Below are 20,652 nucleotides of genomic sequence, written 5' to 3' on the forward strand. Positions count from 1 at the left end.
ACCGAGCGGGCCCGGCGCGTGTGACACGTCGGCCCGGCCCGAGACCGTGTGCTGCGGCACCGGTCACAGGACCGTGCGCAGGAGTCGTCGTGAGGTGATGCCCAACTTGGCGTACACCTTTCGCAGATGCCACTCCACGGTGTGCGGGCTCAGGAACAACTGGGCCCCGATCTCGGAGTTGGTCAGCCCGTCCCGGGCCAGGCGGGCGATCTGGCTCTCCTGAGGGGTGAGCGCCGCCACGGCGGCAGCGTCGCGGCGGGCCACCGTCTCACCGGTGGCCCGCAGTTCGCGGACGGCGCGTTCGGCGAACGCGTGCGCGCCGAACCGCGCGAAGAGGGTGTGGGCCATCCGCAACTGCCTACGGGCGTCGGCGCGGCGGCCTTCGCGGCGCAGCCACTCCCCGTACAGCAGACGCGTCCGGGCCGTCTCCATGGTGACCCGGGTGCGGGCGAGCCGCTCGACGGCCTCCCGGTAGAGCCTCTCGGCCGCCGTTCCGTCACTGAGCAGCGCGCGGCACCGCGTCTGGACGCCCAGTGCCCAGTCCGTGCCGGCGGCGTCCGTGTCCCGGGTCAGCCGGACCAGTGCCGCCTCGGCCGCGTCGAGACGACCGCTGCGCACGCCGGCCTCCACCAGCTCGACCAGCCCCCACGCGGCCGCCACCAGGTCCTGCGGATGCCCGCTCGCCCGACGGGCGGCGTCCAGCGCCTCCTCGTATCTGCCCAGGCCGTTGAGGAGCACCGCACGGGCCCGGTACGCGACGGCCACACCGATGCCCTCGCCGCGGCCGAGGGCGTCCTGCGTGCCCGCCCCGATCAACGAGGCGGCTTCGTCCGCATGCCCCTGCCAGGCGGCGAGTGTCATCGTGCCGTACGGCGCGAAACCGCTGCCGACCGCGTCCTGGACCCGGGCGGTCTCCGCGATGAGCAGCGCGGCCGCGTCCAGTTCACCGGTGGTCGTGTGGACGACCACCCGGGAGTTGAGCGCGAGCGGCAACTCGGTCAGCGCGCCGACGGCACGGGCGGTACGCACGTGGCGGGTGACCAGCTCCGTCCAGCCCTCGTGGTCCCACAGGTCGGCCGCCAACGCCGAAGCCGCCCACGACCAGCGCAGCACCTCGTCGGGCTCCGTCTCCCCGCGGAACGCGCGTACCGCCTCACGCGACACGGTGACCGCGTCCTGATACCCGTCGAGGAAACGGGTGGTGAGAGCGTCCAGCAGGAGATCGGCGACGCGTGGTGTCCCCGTGGGGGGAGGGCACGTCCCGCGCGCCGCCGCCGCCACGTCGTGTACGTCCGCTCCGGACGCGAGGCTCCCGGCGAACATGGCGGCCGACAGGGTGTCGAGGAACGTCTCGCGTGCCAGGTCCACGTCGAGCGGGACCAGGCGCCGCGCGGTGGCCAGCAGGCGGGGGAACGCTTCGTCGACGCGGCTGGAGGCGAAGGAGATGCGGGCCTCGACGAGATCCGCGCGAGCGCGGCCGAGTTCGTCGAGGGGGCTGGACCGGGCCAGCTCCAGCAGGTCGCGCGCCGCCGTGGGCGCACCGGCGCGCAGCTTCGCCTGGGCCGCGGCGAGCGCACGCGTCGCCTTGCGCGGCGGGTGCGGCGTCAGAACGGCCGCGTGGGCGAGGAACGCGGCCGCCGCGGCGGTGCCGCCCCGCGCCCGTGCCCGTCCCGCGGACGCCTCCAGCTCTGCGGCGATGGCCTCGTCCGGCCGGACCGTGGCGCGCGCCAGATGCCAGGCACGGCGGTCGGGGTCGAGGTCGGCGTCGGTCACCGCGGCCAGGACGCCATGCACCTCTCGCAGCTCCGCGAGCCCCGCCGACCGGTAGATCGCGGAGCGCACCAACGGATGCCGGAACCGCACCAGCGTGCCGACATCGAGCAGCCCCTCCTTCACCGCGGGCTCCACCGCGTCCGGGGTGACACCCAGTCGCTCCATCGCGCTCCTGAGCAGCGACACGTCACCGACCGGTTCGGCGGCGGCCGCCAGCAGCAGGCGCTGCGTCGGGGCCGGCAGTGAGCGGGCCCGCGCGAGGTAGCTCCGCTCGATACGGCCGGTGACCCGCTGAGGGCCGTGCGGAACGGCCCCCACGGCCGTCTCCTCCTCGACGCCATCATGCGGGAGCTCCAGCAGTGCGAGGGGATTGCCGCGCGCCTCGGCGATGACGCGGTCGCGGATCCGCTCGTCCATCGGTCCTTCGGCGCCCGCCTCCAGCAGCGCACGGGCGTCGGCGTCGTCCAGACCGCGCAGCGTCAGCTCGGGCAGACCCGCCAGGTCGTCGCGTCCACGCTGCTCACGGGTGGCGAAGACCAGGGCCAGCGGTTCGGCGAGCATCCTTCGCGCCACGAACGCCAGCGTCTGCGCGGAGACCCGGTCGAGCCACTGCGCGTCGTCCACGAGGCAGAACAGCGGTCGCCGGGCGGCGACGTCGGTCAGCAGTCCGAGCACCGCCAGACCGACCAGGAACCTGTCCGGAGGCTGCCCCGCGTTCACCCCGAACGCCGTGGCCAGCGCTTCCGCCTGCGGGGGAGGGAGGGAGCCGGCGTGCTCGAGGAAGGGCGCGCACAACTGGTGCAGCCCCGCGAACGGGAGCTCCATCTCCGACTCGGCACCCGCCCCGCGCGCCACCTGGTGCCCGGTGACGCGTGCCGCCAGGTGGTCCAGGAGGGCGGACTTCCCGATGCCGGCATCGCCGCGCAGAACCAGCGCCGCGCTGCGGCCGGCCTCCACCTCCGCCACCAGCCCGTCCAGTGCTCCGCACTCACGGCGCCGACCACGCAGCGGCTCGTGCCGGTCCCCGTTCACGCAGCCCCCCACACGCGGCGAGCTTGACAACGCGGCCTGTGGCGGGAGCCGCGTCGGCTGCCCGGCCGTCTCCGTGGCGGGTGTCACAGAACGGAAGGCCGTCTCATCAGAAAGGGTAGAACGCCTTTCGTTCACTCGCACCGGTGTTCCCGGCGCCCGACCGGACCGGACCGGACCGGCATTGGAGGCGGAGAGGAGACGACATCCCATGCTCATCGCAATGGACCGTTCCGGCGCGCACGGCGCCGCAGAGACAGCGACCCTGGCGGGGCAGGGCACCCTGGACGACGGACGCGCGCTCCGGGCACCGGAGCGGGCGGTGGCGCGCCGTCGAAGGCCCACCGTCGAAGACCCGTTCGCGGAGCCGGAGAGGTGGCTGATCGGTGTGCCGTTCCAGTCCGCTGCTTCGCGCGTGGTGTGGATGTACTACGTGGTGAACGAGGCCGCTGACGTCTCCCAGGCGGTGCACACCGCCCTGGAACGCGCCAACAGCGCCGAGGAGGGGGACACACGGGGCGGCGGCCCCCTGACGGCGAAGGACCTGGAGATCCGCAGGCTGACGCGGGACGCCCTCGGGCACACGTCCCTGGACGACCCCATCCTGACCGACACCACGCTCACACTCTCCGTGTGACCTGGATCATGGGCATGGGATGGCATGGATGTCCCACGCCGCGCGATGTTTCGTGGTCGGCATGAACGACAGCTCCAGCACCCCCTTCCCGACTCCTTCCCACTGGATCGACGGCCGCGCCGTCACCGGCACCGGACCGTTGATCGACGTGGTGTATCCCGCCGATGAATCGGTCATCGCCCGCCTCCACGAGGCCACGGCGGACGAGGTGGACCTGGCCGTCGCCGCCGCGGTCGCCGCCTTCCCCGGATGGGCTTCGACGTCCCCGCAGCGGCGGGCGGACGTCATGCGGCGCCTGGCCGAGGGCCTGCAGAGGCGCAGCGAGGAACTGGCGGCCACGATCACCCTGGAGATGGGCGCCCCGGTGGCCTTCTCCCGGCAGGCGCAGGTCGGGTTCCCGGTCGCGTCCACCCTGGCCGCGACCGCCGCGGCCGAGCGGTTCGAATGGACCGAGACGGTGGAGAACTCACTCGTCGTCCGCGAGCCCGTCGGAGTGGTCGGGGCCATCACCCCGTGGAACTTCCCGCTGCAGCAGTTGGTGACGAAGGTGGTCCCGGCGATGCTGGCGGGCAACACCGTTGTCGTCAAGCCCTCCGAGATGTCCCCCCTCAGCGCCCGCATGTTCGCGGAGATCGCCACCGAGGCAGGTCTTCCGAACGGTGTGTTCAATGTGGTGCAGGGGACCGGCCCGGTCGTCGGTGAAGCCCTGTCCCGCCACCCGAAGATCGACATGATCTCCTTCACCGGGTCCACCCGCGCGGGCAGGAGCGTCTCCCGTGCCGCATCCGCCACGGTGAAGCGGGTCGCACTCGAACTCGGCGGCAAGGCGGCCCACATCATCCTCCCCGAGGCGGACCTCGATTCCGCCGTCACCCGCGGACTCGCCTTCGCCTGGGCCAACGCCGGACAGGCCTGCGGCGCCTATGTGCGCATGCTCGTGCCCGAGGGCCTCCAGGCGGTCGTGGTCGACAAGCTCCGGGCCGCCGCCCAGGAGTACGTGGTCGGTGATCCCACCGCCGAGGCCACACGGATCGGGCCCCTCGCCTCGGAGACCCAGCGCCGACGCGTCGACGACTACATCCGACGTGGCATCGCCGACGGCGCCACCCTCGTGACGGGCGGACCCGGTCGCCCGGAGGGCTTGGAGACCGGCGCCTACGTCAGGCCCACGATCTTCTCCGATGTCGCGCCCGAGTCGGTCATCGCACAGGAGGAGATCTTCGGTCCCGTCCTGGTCGTCATCCCCTACACCGACGACGACCATGCCGTCGAGATCGCCAACTCCACGATCTACGGCCTCAACGCGGCGGTGACCGGCGACGAGGACCACGCCATGGCGATCGCCATGCGCCTGCGGGTCGGGCAGGTCGACGTCAACGGCGGCCAGCACAACTTCCAGGCGCCTTTCGGCGGATACAAGCAGTCGGGCAACGGCCGGGAGATGGGCCGCGCGGGTCTCGAGGAGTTCCTGGAGACCAAGGCGATCACACGCTGACACACCGTGCCACCGTTTCCGGGGAACGCACTGTCCGGGAATGAGGCGACCGGACACGACGTTGTCCTGGTCGACCGAGGGCTGACACCTCGTCGAACCACCGCATCACGGCCGTGCCGCCCGAGCCCGGGCGGCACGGGTCCCTGCGAAAGGACGACCATGGCGGACCGCGCGGCACTGGCCGCGTTCCTGCGGGCGCGCCGCGACGCCCTGCAACCCGAGGACGTCGGATTGCCGCGTGGCCGCCGCAGGCGTACCGGAGGGCTGCGGCGCGAAGAAGTCGCGGCCCTGTGCGACATGTCGGTGGACTACTACGGCCGGCTGGAGCAGCCACGCGGTCCGCACCCCTCGGAGCAGATGCTCACCGCGCTGGCCCGCGGTCTGCGCCTGTCACTGGAGGAACGCGATCTCCTCTTCCAACTCGCCGGTCACGCCCTGCCGTCCCGGGCGCGCCGCGGTGATCACGTCGCGCCCGGGATGATGCGCGTCCTGGACCGGCTCCAGGACACTCCCGCCCAGGTGATGAACCACCTGGGCGAGACGCTGAGTCAGACACGCCCCGCCAGGGCCCTGCTGGGTGACCAGACGGCCTACACGGGACCGGCCCGCAGTTCCCACTACCGGTGGTTCACGGACCCCGCCGCCCGCGCGATCCACCCCGAGAGCGATCACGCCGAGCAGAGCCGTCTCCTGGTGGCCGATCTCCACAGCGCCTACTCCCGCGACGGGGACGACTCGGGGGTCGCCTCGCTGGTGGACGCGCTGAACGAGAGGAGTCCCGAGTTCGCCGGCCTCTGGCGGCAACGCCCTGTGCTGGGACCGTACTGCGGCACCAAGCGCTTCGTGCACCCGCAGATCGGAACGCTCGAACTGCACTGCCAGACGCTGATCGACCCCGATCAGTCCCAGCGGCTCGTGGTCTACACCGCGACACCGGGGACGGAGAGCCACACCAACCTCCGACTGCTGTCCCTCCTGCCGGTCTTCTGAGAGTGTGGCCCTCACCGGTGCCGGGGGTCAGGCCCGACGGCGCGGCACCTACGGTTGGCGCGTGGCCGCCGCGGTGAGAGGCGGGGGCCGACAGCGCAGGGAGTCGCCCTGTGACAACTTCCGCACCATCTCGCACGTGGAATGTGTCACAAGGTGTAGACACAAGGTGTTCTCTCTGCTCCGGGTATCGTGCAAAGGGACCGTTCCGAGACTCGTCGTGGGAGCTCGCCGCCCCTGGAGCCACCTAAGGAGCCACGCGCATGATCGCCAGCCCGCTTCCCGGCCTGGTCGGCCGGCACCGTGAGTGCGCGGCACTCGACGACCTGCTGGCCGACCTGCGCGAGGGCGGGTCCCAGGTGCTGGTGATCCGCGGCGAGGCGGGCATCGGGAAGACGGTGCTCCTGGAGTATCTGGCCGCGCAGGCGTCACGCGCGAAGGTGACGCGGGCGCAGGGCATCGAGGCCGACATGGAGCTGCCCTACGCGAGCCTGCACCAGCTGTGCGCGCCGTTCCTCGACGGGCTGGACGACCTGCCGGAACCCCAACGTGAAGCGATGCGCGTGGCGTTCGGCATGGCGGCCGGGGATCCGCCCGACCGCTTCCTGGTCGGGCTCGCCGTGCTCACACTGCTCACCGGGGCCTCGGAGACGCGACCGGTGGTCGTCCTGATCGACGACGCGCAGTGGCTGGATCAAGTCTCCCTGCAGACGCTGGAGTTCGTCGCCAGAAGGCTGCTCGCCGAGGAGGTCGCGATGGTGTTCGCGGTACGCGACCCCGAAGGCCAGGGCGCACTGACCGGCCTGCCCGCCCTCCGCATCGACGGCCTCGACTGCGCCGCGGCGGGGGAACTCCTGGAAACCGCCGTCGGAGGGCGCCTGGAGAAGCGGATCCGCGACCGGTTCGTGGCCGAGATGCACGGCAATCCCCTCGCCCTGCTGGAGTTCTCCCGGGGCCGCAGCGCCGCCGAACTGGCCTACGGCCTGGACTCGTCCGGGCACCCCATCGTCCAGGGCCCCGTCGCGAGCCGCATCGAGCGGGACTTCGCCCAGCGGCTCAGCTCGTTGCCGGAGGCGACGCGCACGCTCCTGATGATCGCCGCGGCGGAACCGGTCGGTGACGCCCGCCTGTTGGCCCGCGCGGCCGCCCTGCTCAAGATCACACCCTTTGCCGCTCCGGCCATGATGGCCGGTCTGATCGAGCTCGGCGAGTCCATCCGGTTCCGGCATCCGCTGGTCCGCTCCGCGGTCTACCACCAGGCCGCACCCGAAGCACGCCGAGCGGTGCACCGGGCCCTGGCCGCCGCCACGGACCCGGCCTCGGACCCCGACCGGCGCGCCTGGCACGCGGCCCAGGCCGCGGACGGACCGGACGAGGAGGTCGCCGCCGGGCTGGAGGACGCGGCCGACCGCGCCCGGCAGCGCGGGGGCATCGCCGCCGAGGCGGTCCTCCTGGAACGCGCGGCCGAGGTGACACCGGACCGCCGGTCACGAGGGCGCCGCGCCCTGGCCGCGGCGGAGGCCCACTTCTCGGCCGCGGCCCCCGACCGGGCCACGGAGCTCGCGACGGTGGCCGAACTGTGCCCCCTGAGCACCCTGGACCGCGCTCGCCTGGCGCGGCTGCGCGCCAGGATCCTCTTCGCCCGCAGCCGCAGCGACGAGGCGGCGCCCCTGCTCCTCGACGCGGCCGCGCAGTTCACCGCCGCCGGCTCGCCGCTGGCGCGGGAGACGTACCTGGAGGCGATCAGCGCCACCATCTTCGCCGGCCGCGTGCACGGCCCCACCGGGGCCCGCGCCGCCGCGATGGCCGCTCGCGCGTCGGGCGCGCCCCCCTCCGGCTCCAAGGCCGCCGACGCCCTCCTGGACGGTGTGGCCACGCTCCTCACGGACGGTTACGAGTCCGGTGTGCCGGCGCTGCGCGCCGCGCTGGAGCTGCTGGCCACCGAGGAGCTGCGCACCCGGGAGTCGACCGTGCGCTGGCTCCTGCTGGTACCGGTCGCACTGGAGGCGTTCATCCACTACGCCTGGGACCTGCACGCGTGGGACACGCTCTCCAACCGCGCGGTGCGCCTCGCCCGTGACATCGGCGCACTCGGCGCGCTGCCACCCGCCCTCATCTACGCCGGCGGGGTGCACATCCACTACGGCGACTTCGCCGAGGCGAACAGGATGATCGACGAGGCCGACGCCCTCGCCGCCGCGACCGGTCACGCGCCGCACAAGTACGCGACGCTGGTCCTGGCCGCGTGGCGCGGCGAGGCCGACGTCGCCTCCGGGATCCTCGAGGAGGCCCGGCAGCGAGCCGACCAGCGGGGCGAGGTGTCCCTGCTGGGCGCCATGGGCTACATCCAAGGAGTGCTGTACAACGGCCTGGCGCGGTACGAGGAGGCCCTGGAGGCCGCGCGCTCGGGCATCGAGCACGACGGGTTCAACTTCGCCGGTCTGTCGCTGGTCGAGCACGTCGAGGCGGCCACGCGGTGCGGCGAGCTGGACCAGGCCAGGGCCTCGCTCGACCGACTGGTCGATCTCACCCGCGCGGCCGACTCCGGCTGGGCCCGTGGCGCCAGGGCCCGCAGCCAGGCCCTCCTCGCCGACGGCGACGAGGCCGACCGGCTGTACCGGGCCGCGATCGTGGAGTTCGGGCGCGGCGGCGTCACCGTGGAGGTGGCCCGCAGCCACCTGCTGTACGGCGAGTGGCTGCGCCGCGGCCAGCGTCGATCGCTGGCCCGCGAGCACCTGCGCACGGCCTACGAGATGTTCGACGGGATGCGGGCGCAGGCCTTCGCCGAACGGGCCCGCCGCGAGCTGCTCGCCACCGGGGAGCACGTGAGGGCGCGGGAGACCAGGGTGACCAGCGCTCTCACCCCGCAGGAGTCACAGGTCGCCGCCCTCGCCGCCGACGGCATGACGAACGCGAAGATCGGCGCGGAGCTGTTCATCAGCCCGCACACCGTGGAGTGGCACCTGCGGAAGGTGTACACGAAGCTCGGGATCAACTCGCGCCGAGCGCTGCCGGGCGCCCTGGCGAGCACCCCGCCCGCGGACCGGAACGACGAGGACATGGTGCGCGCCGGCTGAGAGTCCGTAGGCCCCTGGCCCCACGGACCCCACGGACTCGACCACGGACTACAAGGGCGCGGTGAGGGGTGCCCCGGACGGAGGGTGGAGCCATCGCCCTGAAGGGGCGCCCGTCCACCAGAAGGAGTCCCGATGTCCGCGCCCACTCCGGAGACCACCACGCCGGCCGGCACCTCGGCCGCCCGGCCTGCCGAGGGTGATCTGGACACCGCCCTCGACGTGTTCCTGACCCAGCGGAAACGACTGTTCCGCCTCGCCCACCGGATCGTCGGCGATGCGTCGGCGGCCGAGGACGTGGTCCAGGAGGCGTGGGTGCGCTGGCAGCTCGCCGACCGCACGGACGTCGACAACCCGGCCGGGTTCCTGACCACGACGACGACCCGCCTGGCGATCAACGTCGTCCAGTCGGGACGGCGCCGGCACGAGACGCCGTCCGAACCGCGGTTCGCCGACCTCGGCGACCACGCCACCTCCGACGACCCCATGCTGCGCGCCGAGCGGACCGCGGCGATCGAGTCGGCCCTCGCCCTGCTCATGGCCAGACTGACGCCCGACCGGCTGGCCGCCTACGTGCTGCGCAAGGCTTTCGACTACAGCTACGCGGAGCTGGCGAAGGTACTGCGGACCAGCGCCCCGAACGCACGCGTGGTGGTCCACCGGGCCCAGGCCCGACTCGACAGTGGACGCGAGCGGCCGATCCGCACCGAGTCGCACCGTCGCCTCGTCACCGCGTTCAGGACCGCCGCCGACACCGGTGATCTCGACGATCTGCTGCGGCTGCTCGTCCCCGAGCAGCGGGTGCACCGCTTGACGCCGCCGTCGCGCGGACCGGCCGGTCCGCAACACTTCCCGCTCCGCCACGCCGCGTGACCCGGGGCGGCCCGGCGGTGCGACGGGCCGCGTCCCGTTGTCACATCCACGGCATCCGTCCGGTCCTACTGGTGCGGGCAGGCGGGTGCTCACCGTGCCGCGCCCTCGTGCCGGGAGACCGCCCGGTCCCAAGCAGGCGCAGGCCGGGAGAGCAGGGAGCACCGCCCATGAGCGACGATGCCACGCTGATCACACAGTGGAACCGTCTGACCCGGGTCCATCGCCGGATCGAAGCCCGTATGGAACGACACCTCCACCGGCATCTGGGGCTGGGCGTGAGCGAGTTCTACGCCCTTCGCACCTTGAGTGAGGGGGTGCGGTCCGGCACGGGACTCCTGTACCTGAGCGACCTGGCCAACGGGACGGGGCTGAGCCAGTCCGCCACCAGCCGCCTGGTCACACGCCTGCGGGAGAGGGGCCTGATCACCACGCACATCGCGTCCGACGACCGGCGGAGCGTCGAGATCGAACTCACCGCGGTCGCGCACGATGTGCTGCGGCTGGGCTCGCCCCTGCTGACCCAGGCGGTCGAGGAGGTCGTGCGACAGCTCCACGTCGAGGAGACGGACAAGGATCTCCTCTCCTACCTGCGTGGAGGTACGGGTGACGGGCTGAGCGCTCAGGTCCGGCAAGCCCGCTGCGCCACCCCGTGACAGGCGGCGGTTCGCCTCCCGCCGGCGCGAGGCGGCCCCCTGGTGAGCCCGCTCTCCCTTGTTCGACCGATGCCGAACGGTCGGTAGGATGGCCGGTATGCCGGACCACCACGCGTCGCCCGCCGAGAGCGACATCTCCCTGCCGCGCCTCCTCGGAGTGCTCAGCGATCCGACGCGGTTGGGGATCGTCAGGATCCTGTCCGACGGCGCCGAGCGAGGGTGGGGGCAGTTCAGGGCTCCCGTCGCCAAGTCCACGCTCAGCCATCACCTCAAGATGCTGCGTGAGGCGGGCGTGACGCAGACGCGTCAGGAGGGCACGCGGTGCTTCGTGAAGCTGCGCCGCGATGCCCTGGAGGCCCGCTTTCCCGGCTTCCTGCCGGCGCTGCTGGCCGCCGCCGACGCCGACCACATCGGGGATCACGTCACCGAGCGGGACGAACAGGCGTGACCGCGTAGGAACTCCGCACCGCACGCGGACTGGTCGCCTCGGACACTAGATTGACGTGCGCATGACATAAGGCCCTCGGTCTTGTCGCGCGTAAAGGCCTCCCCACGCCCTCATTTGACGCATTCGGCGACCCTGCCCATAGTGTTCTATGTACATCGAACATCGAACAAGGAGCCCGGATGTCCGTGGAGCACCCCCACCAGACGTTCTCCGGTCAGGTCGTGATCGTCACCGGCGCGGGGACCGGCATCGGCCGAGCCACGGCCGTCGCCTTCGCCGAGGCGGGAGCGCGCGTGCTCGGAGTGGGCCGCCGCGAGGAACTGCTCAAGGAGACCGCCGCCGCCCACGCCGGCATCGAGGTCCTGGCGATCGACATCCGCGGCGACGGTGCGCCCGGCAAGGTGGTGGGGACAGCCGTGGAGCGGTGGGGGCGCCTGGACCACCTGATCAACAACGCCGGCGCGACAGCGGTCATGCCGCTGGCGGACGCCGACGAGCGGACGATCGTCGATCTGCTCGCGCTCAACGTCGTCGCGCCGAGTCTCCTGGCCCGAGAGGCCCTGCCGCACCTGCGCCGGACCTCGGGATCGATCATCAACCTCTCCAGCACCTACGGGCACCGCCCGATGGCGGGGGGCGCGCACTACGCGGCCACCAAGGCCGCGATCGAGCAGATGACACGGAGCTGGGCACTGGAACTGGCCGGCGAGGGCGTCCGTGTCAACTCGGTCGCTCCGGGCCCGACGCGTACCGATGTCATGCTGCACGCCGGTCTGACACCGGAGGCGGCCGAGGGGATGTACGCCTACGAGCGCGACCGCATTCCGACCCACCACATCGCGCACGCGGACGAGGTCGCTCACTGGATCCTCCGGATGGCGGACCCGGCGGGACGCCATGCGACCGGTCAGGTGGTCACCGTCGACGGCGGGCTCGAACTCGTCTGACCACGCGGCCCTTCGATGCGCACCTGGGTGCCGACCGGTCTCAGCGCACCGACACAACCGTCAACGATGTGCCGGGACCGGCGCCGCGCAGCGTGAGGTCGAACAACAGCTGCCCCCGCCCGGGGCGCAACGTCACCGTACGGCGAGGGGCGACCGCCCGCTCCGGGCTCTGGAGACGCTCTCCCTGGCGGGCGCCGTGGATGACCGAGACGTACACGGTGGACGGCCCGGTGTTGCGTACGCGCACCTGCGTGGTCGTCGTGCAGCGCCACGGCGCGTCGGGCTTCGGACACGCGTACCGCAGGTCGCCGAAGCCGTAGGTGCCGCAGGACAGTTCCTGGTCGGCGGGGAGAGCCGAGCGGCAGATGTGCCCCGGGCCGACGCGGCCGGCGCCGGTCCCACCGCCGTCCCGGAGGAGTGAGGTGACCAGGGCCGTCAGTGTCAGCGCGGCACAGATCGTCCACAACGCGGACGACGGCCGGTGGCGGCGAGGGATTCTCATGATTGTCCTCGGCTCGGACACGTGTGCCGATGCCGTACCAGTCGGCGGCCGTGGTGCCGAGACCCGTGGCGAGGGTCTCGGCACCAAAGGCGGTGAGGGCGGCCCACTGCCGCGGCTCGCGGACTACGGGTTCGGTACCTCCTGGAGGACCCAGCCATTGCCGTCCGGGTCGGTGAAGTCGGCGTACGTGCGGTAGTTCCGGCGTTCGGGGTCAGGGCCGCTGACCCACGTCCCGCCCGTGCAGCGGTGGAAGATGTCGCTGGTGTCGTGATAGATGGCACCGACATCCACACCCCGGCCGATCAGCTCGTCCCGGGCCTCGTCGATGTCCCGGACGACGAGATGCAGGCCCTTGACCGACCCGGGTTCGGCCACAGTGACGCCGGTGCCGAAGAGAACCGAGCAGGGCGACCCCGGCGGTGTCATATGGACGACCCGGTAGGTGTCGTCCGTGACGTGGTCGGCGTCCAGGTGGAACCCGACCGCCTTGTAGAAGGCCTTGGCCCGGTCGACGTCGGAGACGGGCAGCACCAGGACGTGCAGTTTGAGTTCCACTTCTCGTCATCCCATCGGTGCGGTCGGCACGTCACCGGACGGCCGGGACGTTCGGACACCGTCGTTCTCCCAGTGGTGGGTGGCAGTGGTCGCGGTGACGTCGTTCGCGTAGACGAGTGCGACGCGGTGGTTGTACTGCACGGTGTACATCTTCTTGCCGCCGATGACGACCGCTCCGCTGGACGGGAAGTAGTCGTCCGTGGCCGAGGCGTCCCGGGTCGCCACGTACGCCTGTCCGGCCGGGATGGAGTACATGCTCAACGGGGCCTGGGTGGAGGCGCCGAGGCCGGCAGGGTACTCCGCCTTGTCGGGATAGCTCGAGCCGTAGAGGGCCACCGCCGCGCTCCCCGAGGGCTTGATGATCTTCACTCCGTAGCGGACACGGGTGTGGGCGCCGCCCGGGTTGTGGAACCACACCTTCGCGCCGCTGAACCAGACGGCGGTCCAGTCCTCCCGCACCTCCGCCACCACGAACTGCTGACCGGCCTGTGCCGTGCTGCCCCAGTCGTTCACCCGATCGGTACCGGGACCGTTGCCGTGGATCGCCTGATCGCCGAAGAGCGGGGCGGTCTCGCTCGGGGCGGTCCGCAGGTGGACGAAGTTGGCCTGGTCCTGCCGCTCGGTGCAGGTGGCCGTCTGCCCGGTCGGGTCGTCGGAGGGGCACACCTGGAAGGTCTGCACGTTGTCCGTGAACGAGGGCGTGATCGCCACGACCTCGCCCGGCTGGGGCACTTCGGGCAGACCGCTGACCGGAGCCCCGAGCAGGCTCATGAAGTGGTTCCAGTCCCACGCGTAGCCCGGGTCCCAGTGCATGCCGGCGACCAGCGAGGAGTTCGGCCCGGCAACGTTGTCATGCCCGATGACATGCTGCCGGTCCAGCGGTACGCCGAAGCGCGCGGCCAGGTACTTCACCAGGTCGGCCGTGGCCTGGTACTGCGACTCCGTGTACCAGGCGGCGCCGTGAGCGGCGTAACCCTCGTGCTCGATCCCGATGGAGTGCAGGTTGGCCGAGTAGTTGCCGGCGTGGAAGGCGATGTCCTTGGTCGGCACCATCTGGGTCACGGCACCGGACGACGACATGACGTAATGGGTCGAGGCGGGGTTCGTGGGGTTGGCCAGACCCGCGACACCCGCGTCGTACGTGGACTCCAGGTCGTGAATGACGATGGTGTCGATACGGATGCCGTTGGCGGGCCGGTCGGCCGGCTGACCGCCGACCGGAGAGCCGGCGACGAAGGTGCAGTCGACCGTCGCAGGGCATTCGGTCGCGGTCGTCGCGGACGCCTTCTTCAGGCGCAGGGCGTGGATCTGCCGCCTGTCCGGGGTGACCGAAGGGCTGGCGGCAAGGCGCAGGCGCTGGCCGTCCCGCGTCGTGGCGGAGGCGCCGCCGCGCACCGTGCGGAAGACACGGTCGGCGAAACTCGCCGCCGCCTTCTCCTGCTCGGCCTGGCTGTAGCGGGCGACGGCCCCGTACCACTCCGCGGGGTCCGCGGGTGTGCCCCCGACCAGTTGCCGCTCGTACGCGGCCAGCAGCGCGGCGCCGCCCCGGATGTTCGCGGTGTCGTCCTCGCGCAGGTCCCGCTCCGGCAAGCCGGTCAGCTCCGCGGCCTCGCGCAGCGTGTGGAGGGCGGGGGCGGCGGCAAGGGTCTCCAGGTCGGCGCGGCCGGCGGCGCCGGCGCCGCCACCGGCCAGCATGGCGGGGGTGACGTCCGTGAGATGCATCGGTCCGTAACCGCCGTCGGTGCTGGGCAGGCCGCCGTGTCCGTCCCACGCCGACTCCTGGTGGGACAGGGCGAGCAGGACGGTGGGCGGAATGCTGTACTCGTCCGCCGCGGCGAGCAGGGCCTCTTGGCGTCTCTGCGGGGCGCTGCTCGCCGGAGTGCCGGCTTCCGCCGCGCCCGACATGGCCAACAGGCCACCGGCGACGAGTGCGCCCACCGTGACACCGACGGGCAGAGTGACTGCCCTTTGCAGCTTGTGCAAGGTGATGCTCCTTCTCAAGAAGTAACGGGCATCGAGGCGCGCCGACTTGCGGCCGTGGAAGGCCGTCGGGGCAAGGCGACTCGATGCGAGCTGACTATAGGGCGAAGTTGGTTGTAGATGCCACGAGAGCCTGCCTTGTTTGACAACGTGTGTTGTGATCGCCGGTCGCGCTGCCCGATGCGGGGATCACACTGACCGGCGACACACTGGGAACCAGTGGGGGTGCGTCTTCTTCTCCCTGCTCCGAGTCATCGCCCGCGGCCGTCTGTGACGAGGCGGTCCGCCCCGCATGCGTCGGTGTCACGGATCGGACTTCGGCCCGGTCACATGTCGCAGGCGCACGGGGAGCGATCACAACCCTCGTGGGCGCCGACGGGCCGGACGTCTGGATCCGGCCCCTGACAGCTCGGGCTGACGAAGGGACGACGGGACGATGACACCACCAGGGAAGCTGCCGGCGCCGCAACACGGCCTTCTGCTCACGCACTTCATCGCCGTGCGCGATGTCGCCGTTTCCCGGCGCTTCTACACCGACGTCTTCGGCGGCGAGGTGGTGAGGGCGGAAGACCCCGCGATGGTCAAGGTCGCCAACGGCTGGATCATCATGAACCCCGGTGGCGGACCCACGGCCGACAAGCCGGGGATCACGCTGGAGGCACCCCGAAGCGGGGACCGCGTGTCCAGCTTCCTCAACGTGCGGGTGGCCGACCTGGCCGCCTTCTACGCGCACGCGGTCGCACAGGGCGCCGACTTCCTCACCGAGCCCGTCGACCGCGGTGCCGAACTGCGCTGCTACCTGCGCGACCCCGACGGCCATCTCATCGAGGTGGGCCAGTCCACCGGACTGCTGCTGGGCGTCCAGGCGGAAGCCCCGCGCGACGCGACCGGTGGAGGAGGCCCCTCATGAAGGTCGCTGTCTGGGACGACGGCGGGCTCATCGGCGTGGAGACCGCGCTCTGGGTGAGGGACCACGGGCACGAGGTCGAACTGCTCTCCGCGCCCCACGGTCTCGACTCCTACACACGAGAGGAGATCACGGAAGTCCTGCGGGGCTGCTCCGTGGTGATCGACCTGCTGTGCCGGCCGTCCCCGGCCATCGGGGCCCTCACCGAGGAGCAGGGATTCGTCATCGACGAGGAGGCCCTGGTCGGTTCATGGGTGCGGTCGACCCGGAAGCTGCTCCAGGCGGAGACAGCGGCCGGTGTCACCTACCACGTCGCTCTTTCCATGACGGGGGTGGACCGCGCGGCGAGCACAGGGGTCTTCCGAGCCCTCAAAGCCCGGGAATCGGTGATCCAGCGGTCCGCGACACCGCATCTCGTTCTCCGGTCGACCCAGATGTTCGAGTCGGTCGAGGACATAGCGACTGCCGGCACCGAGGACTGGATCGTATGGGTGCCACCGGTGGACGTACGTCCGGTGGCTCTGAAGGACGTGGCCATGCTGCTCGCGCACACCGCTGTTTCACGGCCCCGGACCGGCGTTCGCGAGATCGCCGGTCCGGAGAGGATCCGCCTGGACGCGTTCGTGCGTGCCGGCCTCGCGGCGAACGCGGAGTACCGCCGTGTGTTCACGGACGTCCACAGCCCCTTCTTCGGCACGTGCCTCGGGCCCTCGGACCTTCTTCCCGACGCGAACGCCTTCATCGCGGAGACGACTTACCGGGAGTGGTTCGCCGGCCGGCCCTCTCCCGGCATCGATTCCTGACGGACCACGACGCCGTCCTCTCTGGGAGTAGACATGACCAGCACCTCCGACGTGCGCGGATCCGGACGCGGGACCGTCCGTCCCGATCATCTCGGGCACGTCGTCTTCGTCACGGCGGCGGCCGCGATGGGCGGCTTTCTCTTCGGCTACGACAGTGCCGTGATCAACGGGGCCGTCGAGGCCGTACGGGACCGCTACGACGTCGGTTCAGCGGTGCTGGCACAGGTCATCGCCATCGCGCTGATCGGCTGTGCCATCGGTGCCGCGACCGCCGGGCGCATCGCGGACCGCATCGGGCGGATCCGCTGCATGCGGATCGCGGCCGTGCTGTTCACCGTGAGCGCCGTCGGCTCCGCGCTGCCCGTCGCGCTGTGGGACCTGGCCATGTGGCGTGTCGTCGGCGGGTTCGCCATCGGCATGGCCTCGGTGATCGGTCCCGCCTACATCGCCGAGGTCTCCCCACCCGCCTACCGAGGCCGGCTCGGCTCCTTCCAGCAGGCCGCCATCGTCGTCGGCATCGCCGTGTCACAACTCGTCAACTGGGGTCTGCTGAACGCCGCCGGCGGCGACCAGCGCGGTGAGCTGGTCGGCCTGGAGGCCTGGCAGATCATGCTCGGCGTCATGGTCGTCCCGGCGATCCTGTACGGCCTGCTGTCCCTCGCCATCCCCGAGTCCCCGCGCTTCCTGATCTCGGTCGGCAGGCACGAGCGCGCCCGGACGATCCTCGAAGACGTCGAGGGCGAGGACGTCGACCTCGACGCCCGTATCACCGAGATCGAGACGGCGATGCACCGCGAGGACAAGTCCTCCTTCAAGGACCTGCTCGGCGGCAGCCTCCTCTTCGAGCCGATCGTCTGGGTCGGCATCGGCCTGTCGGTCTTCCAGCAGTTCGTCGGCATCAACGTCGCCTTCTACTACTCCTCGACGCTGTGGCAGTCGGTCGGCGTCGACCCGGCGGACTCCTTCCTCTACTCGTTCACGACGTCGATCATCAACATCGTCGGCACCGTCGTCGCGATGGTCTTGGTGGACCGCGTCGGCCGCAAGCCGCTGGCCCTCATCGGCTCGGCCGGCATGGTGATCGCCCTGGCGCTGGAGGCCTGGGCGTTCTCCTCGGACCTGGTCGATGGCAGGCTTCCGGCCACCCAGGGATGGGTCGCCCTGATCGCCGCCCACCTGTTCGTCCTGTTCTTCGCCCTGTCCTGGGGCGTGGTCGTATGGGTCCTCCTCGGCGAGATGTTCCCCAACCGGCTGCGCGCCGCCGCGCTGGGCGTGGCGGCGGCCGCGCAGTGGATCGCCAACTGGGCCATCACGGCGAGCTTCCCGTCGCTGGCCGAGTGGAATCTCTCCGGCACCTACGTGATCTACACGATCTTCGCCGCGCTCTCCATCCCCTTCGTCCTGAAGTACGTGAAGGAGACGAAGGGCAAGAAACTGGAGGAGATGGGCTGACCACCCGCCGCACCCACCCGCCGCACCCACCCGCCCCCGCACTCGGGAGCACGGACGACAGGGCCGGAGCAGCCGCTCCGGCCCTGTCGCCCTGTCGGCTCCGAGGGGTGCCACCGAGTCGCGAAGGGTGCCACCGAGTCGCGAATGGGGGTGTCACACATGTTTTGTCCGCACGGTCAAAGGTGTGGCTGCGAGAGCCGATCGCGACATCGAAAGAGAGCCCCCCATGCCCGACCGCCGTACCGACACCTCCGACACGTCTTCCCGGACGGGGATCGAGAACCTGGACGATCTGCGGAGGCATCTGCAGTGGGCCATCGAGGTGGAACACTCCACTCTGCCGCCCTACTTGACGGCCCTCTACTCCCTCGATCCCGAGCGCAACGCGGACGCCGCACAACTCGTCGGGGGCGTCTTCGTCGAGGAGATGGTCCACCTCGCCCTGGCCGCGAACCTGCTCAACGCGGTCGGCGGACAGCCGCGCCTGGACGCACCGCACCTGATGCCTCCTCACCCGCGCACCATGCCGCACGCGGACCCGTCCATCGAACTGTCCCTGCTGCCGTTCGGACAGGAGGCCCTCACGATGTTCCTCCGTCTCGAGCAGCCGGCACACCCGGGCGACCCGGCCGAGGGCGACCACTACGAGACCATCGGGCAGTTCTACGCCGCCATCGAGAAGGGGCTCAAGCGCCTGTGCGCCCAGATGGGCGAGGACCTCGTCTTCACCGGGGACCTCGCCCGCCAGGTCGCCGGCGGCCCGTTCGCCCACACCGCGGGGCACCTCAGCCCGGTCACCGACCTCGAGTCGGCGCTCGCCGCGCTGAAGGAGATCGTCGAGCAGGGCGAGGGCGCGGCCCGCACCGACGTCTGGGACGGCGACATCGACCTGTTCCACCCCGAGACCAAGGCGGTCTCCCACTACTACAGGTTCCAGGAGCTCGCGCTGGGCCGGCGTTACCAGGCAGGCGACACTCCCGAGTCCGGCCCCAGCGGAGACGTGGTGACCGTCGATCCCACCGGAATCCGCCCGCTGCGCCCCAACCCGCGACTGGACGATCACCCCGAAGGCAGTGCGATCCGGGTCGCACAGGAAGCGTTCAACGCGACCTACTGCACGATGCTGGGGCAGTTGGAGCAGGCGTTCAACGGCAATCCGGCGATGCTCGGCATATCGGTGGGCACGATGTACGCGATCAAGGGGCAGGCGCAGAGCCTGATGGCCATGCAGGATCAGGAGGGACTCGTCGCGGGGCCGACCTTCGACTACGTCGCACCCGAGGATCGCGCGTAGCACATCCCGGCGGCGCGGCCGGCTCAGGGTTCCCGGCTGCCGCCCCGGGCCGTGAACACGTGCGCACCCACCAGCAGCGACGCGATGACACCGGTGCACAGCACGGTGAACGGCGTGAAGGTGGTGGCGAGCACGGCGAGAGCCGCGACGGGGGAGAGGACGCCGGCTCCGCGGGACACCTGCGCGGCCCGCCGGTGCAGAAGCCACACACAGGTGATGAAGAGGGCGACAGGCACCGTGTACGTGGCGGCGGCCTGGACGTCGGTGAGAGCCGTGTGGCCGGTGGCGTGGGCGGCGTTCACCCCGAGCGCCGCTCCCACCGCGGCCGCGGACGCGAACACCGCGTAATGTCCGTAGCCCCACAACATGGCCGTGGACTGGGCTTTGAGACGGCGCGGGGCGTCCTGCGCGAAGTACAGCCACCAGAGCGCGAAGACAGTCAGGATGCCCCCCAGGGCGACGGCCGTCACGGATCCGGTCGCCTGGCGGGTGTCCAGGGCGGTGCGGACGGCCAGGCCGGCGGCCATGACGGATTCGCCGAGCACGATCAGGGTGAACAGTCCGTAGCGCTCGGCTATGTGCTGGGGGTGCCAGGTGGTGCCCTCAGCCCGTTCGGCCCATACCGGTACGGTGAGTTCGCCCGCGGCGAGGACGGCGAACGAGACGAGACCCGCGTCGTGCGGCAGGCCGAGCCGGACCAGCCAGCCGATCTGCAGCACGAGAATGCCCAGGGCGTACCGCAGCGCGGACCTCCGGCGCCGCCGGTCCGTGTATGCGGCGCGCGACCACTGGGTGACCATGGCCAGCCGCATGATGACGTAACCCCAGGTGATGACCGTGAAGTCGCCGTGCTCCAGCGCCTGTGCGGCTCCGGCCGCCATGACCAGGGCCCCGGTGATCTGGACCAGAGTCAGGACCCGGTAGGGCACGTCGTCCGTGTCGTACGCGGAGGCGAACCAGGTGAAGTTCATCCACGCCCACCAGATGGCGAAGAAGACGAGCGCGTAACCGAGCAGACCGTGGAGGGCACGGCCGGTGTGGATCTCGTGCTCGAACGCCGAGGACGTCTGCGCCACGGCGGCGACGAAGCAGAGGTCGAAGAACAGCTCCAGTGCGCTGGCCGTGCGGTGCTCCTCACCGGCATGCCGGGCGAGCATCGGCCGGTACCAGGCGCTGGACGGGTGGGTTGACTGGCTCATGACTTCCCGGTCTGGGTCGGTGGCGGTGGCGACGTCCACAGACG

At 71.3% G+C, this 20,652-nt stretch carries 17 protein-coding genes; 12 read left to right on the forward strand and 5 right to left on the reverse strand.

Annotated features, from left to right (window positions below; genetic code table 11):
- Positions 1-63: 63 nt before the first annotated feature.
- Positions 64-2,805, reverse strand: a complete 2,742-nt coding sequence (locus F8R89_RS32205; protein ID WP_192806290.1) for an ATP-binding protein — start codon at positions 2,803-2,805, stop codon at positions 64-66.
- 208 nt (positions 2,806-3,013) lie between these two features.
- Here F8R89_RS32205 and F8R89_RS32210 point away from each other — a divergent pair, with 208 nt between their 5' ends.
- The 8 genes from F8R89_RS32210 to F8R89_RS32245 all read left to right on the forward strand — a co-directional run bounded on the left by F8R89_RS32210 (position 3,014) and on the right by F8R89_RS32245 (position 11,916).
- Positions 3,014-3,439 carry a hypothetical protein gene (locus F8R89_RS32210; RefSeq protein ID WP_225994558.1) on the forward strand — a complete coding sequence of 142 codons (426 nt, stop codon included), beginning with the start codon at positions 3,014-3,016 and terminating at the stop codon, positions 3,437-3,439.
- A gap of 28 nt (positions 3,440-3,467) precedes the next feature.
- Complete coding sequence (locus F8R89_RS32215; RefSeq protein WP_151787281.1) at positions 3,468-4,934, forward strand: aldehyde dehydrogenase family protein; 1,467 nt, start codon at positions 3,468-3,470, stop codon at positions 4,932-4,934.
- Positions 4,935-5,093: 159 nt separating this feature from the next.
- The gene (locus F8R89_RS32220; RefSeq protein ID WP_151787282.1) at positions 5,094-5,924 is read left to right on the forward strand and encodes a helix-turn-helix transcriptional regulator; all 831 of its coding nucleotides are present in this window, start codon (positions 5,094-5,096) and stop codon (positions 5,922-5,924) included.
- Positions 5,925-6,184: 260 nt separating this feature from the next.
- Positions 6,185-8,998, forward strand: coding sequence for a helix-turn-helix transcriptional regulator (locus F8R89_RS32225; RefSeq protein WP_151787283.1), 2,814 nt, complete (start codon positions 6,185-6,187; stop codon positions 8,996-8,998).
- A 132-nt stretch (positions 8,999-9,130) separates the two neighbouring features.
- Positions 9,131-9,868: a sigma factor gene (locus F8R89_RS32230; protein WP_151787284.1), complete on the forward strand. Its 738-nt coding sequence runs from the start codon at positions 9,131-9,133 to the stop codon at positions 9,866-9,868.
- 167 nt (positions 9,869-10,035) lie between these two features.
- Positions 10,036-10,521: a MarR family winged helix-turn-helix transcriptional regulator gene (locus F8R89_RS32235; protein WP_151787285.1), complete on the forward strand. Its 486-nt coding sequence runs from the start codon at positions 10,036-10,038 to the stop codon at positions 10,519-10,521.
- 97 nt (positions 10,522-10,618) lie between these two features.
- Positions 10,619-10,969: an ArsR/SmtB family transcription factor gene (locus F8R89_RS32240; RefSeq protein ID WP_151787286.1), complete on the forward strand. Its 351-nt coding sequence runs from the start codon at positions 10,619-10,621 to the stop codon at positions 10,967-10,969.
- A 179-nt stretch (positions 10,970-11,148) separates the two neighbouring features.
- Positions 11,149-11,916, forward strand: coding sequence for an SDR family NAD(P)-dependent oxidoreductase (locus tag F8R89_RS32245; RefSeq protein WP_151787287.1), 768 nt, complete (start codon positions 11,149-11,151; stop codon positions 11,914-11,916).
- A 40-nt stretch (positions 11,917-11,956) separates the two neighbouring features.
- On the opposite strand, the gene F8R89_RS32250 is transcribed toward F8R89_RS32245, so the two are convergent.
- From F8R89_RS32250 to F8R89_RS32260, 3 genes are all read right to left on the reverse strand, one after another.
- Positions 11,957-12,418 carry a hypothetical protein gene (locus F8R89_RS32250; protein ID WP_151787288.1) on the reverse strand — a complete coding sequence of 154 codons (462 nt, stop codon included), beginning with the start codon at positions 12,416-12,418 and terminating at the stop codon, positions 11,957-11,959.
- A 123-nt stretch (positions 12,419-12,541) separates the two neighbouring features.
- Complete coding sequence (locus F8R89_RS32255) at positions 12,542-12,973, reverse strand: VOC family protein (protein WP_151787289.1); 432 nt, start codon at positions 12,971-12,973, stop codon at positions 12,542-12,544.
- Positions 12,974-12,979: 6 nt separating this feature from the next.
- Complete coding sequence (locus F8R89_RS32260; protein ID WP_151787290.1) at positions 12,980-14,956, reverse strand: N-acetylmuramoyl-L-alanine amidase; 1,977 nt, start codon at positions 14,954-14,956, stop codon at positions 12,980-12,982.
- Between the two features lie 433 nt (positions 14,957-15,389).
- Between F8R89_RS32260 and F8R89_RS32265 the strand changes: the two genes are divergently transcribed.
- From F8R89_RS32265 to F8R89_RS32280, 4 genes are all read left to right on the forward strand, one after another.
- The gene (locus F8R89_RS32265; protein WP_151787291.1) at positions 15,390-15,863 is read left to right on the forward strand and encodes a VOC family protein; all 474 of its coding nucleotides are present in this window, start codon (positions 15,390-15,392) and stop codon (positions 15,861-15,863) included.
- On the forward strand, positions 15,860-16,663 hold the full coding sequence (locus tag F8R89_RS32270; protein ID WP_151787292.1) for an SDR family oxidoreductase: 804 nt from the start codon (positions 15,860-15,862) through the stop codon (positions 16,661-16,663). Before F8R89_RS32265 ends, F8R89_RS32270 begins: the two co-directional genes overlap by 4 nt.
- Positions 16,664-16,696: 33 nt before the next feature.
- Positions 16,697-18,115 carry a sugar porter family MFS transporter gene (locus tag F8R89_RS32275; RefSeq protein WP_151787293.1) on the forward strand — a complete coding sequence of 473 codons (1,419 nt, stop codon included), beginning with the start codon at positions 16,697-16,699 and terminating at the stop codon, positions 18,113-18,115.
- Positions 18,116-18,341: 226 nt separating this feature from the next.
- Positions 18,342-19,409 (forward strand): ferritin-like domain-containing protein, encoded by a 1,068-nt coding sequence (locus F8R89_RS32280; protein WP_151787294.1) that lies wholly within the window; start codon positions 18,342-18,344, stop codon positions 19,407-19,409.
- Positions 19,410-19,432: 23 nt separating this feature from the next.
- Here F8R89_RS32280 and F8R89_RS32285 read toward each other — a convergent pair whose 3' ends face one another.
- Positions 19,433-20,608, reverse strand: a complete 1,176-nt coding sequence (locus F8R89_RS32285) for a low temperature requirement protein A (RefSeq protein WP_151787295.1) — start codon at positions 20,606-20,608, stop codon at positions 19,433-19,435.
- Positions 20,609-20,652: the final 44 nt, after the last annotated feature.

It is taken from the genome of Streptomyces sp. SS1-1, assembly GCF_008973465.1.
Lineage (GTDB): Bacteria > Actinomycetota > Actinomycetes > Streptomycetales > Streptomycetaceae > Streptomyces.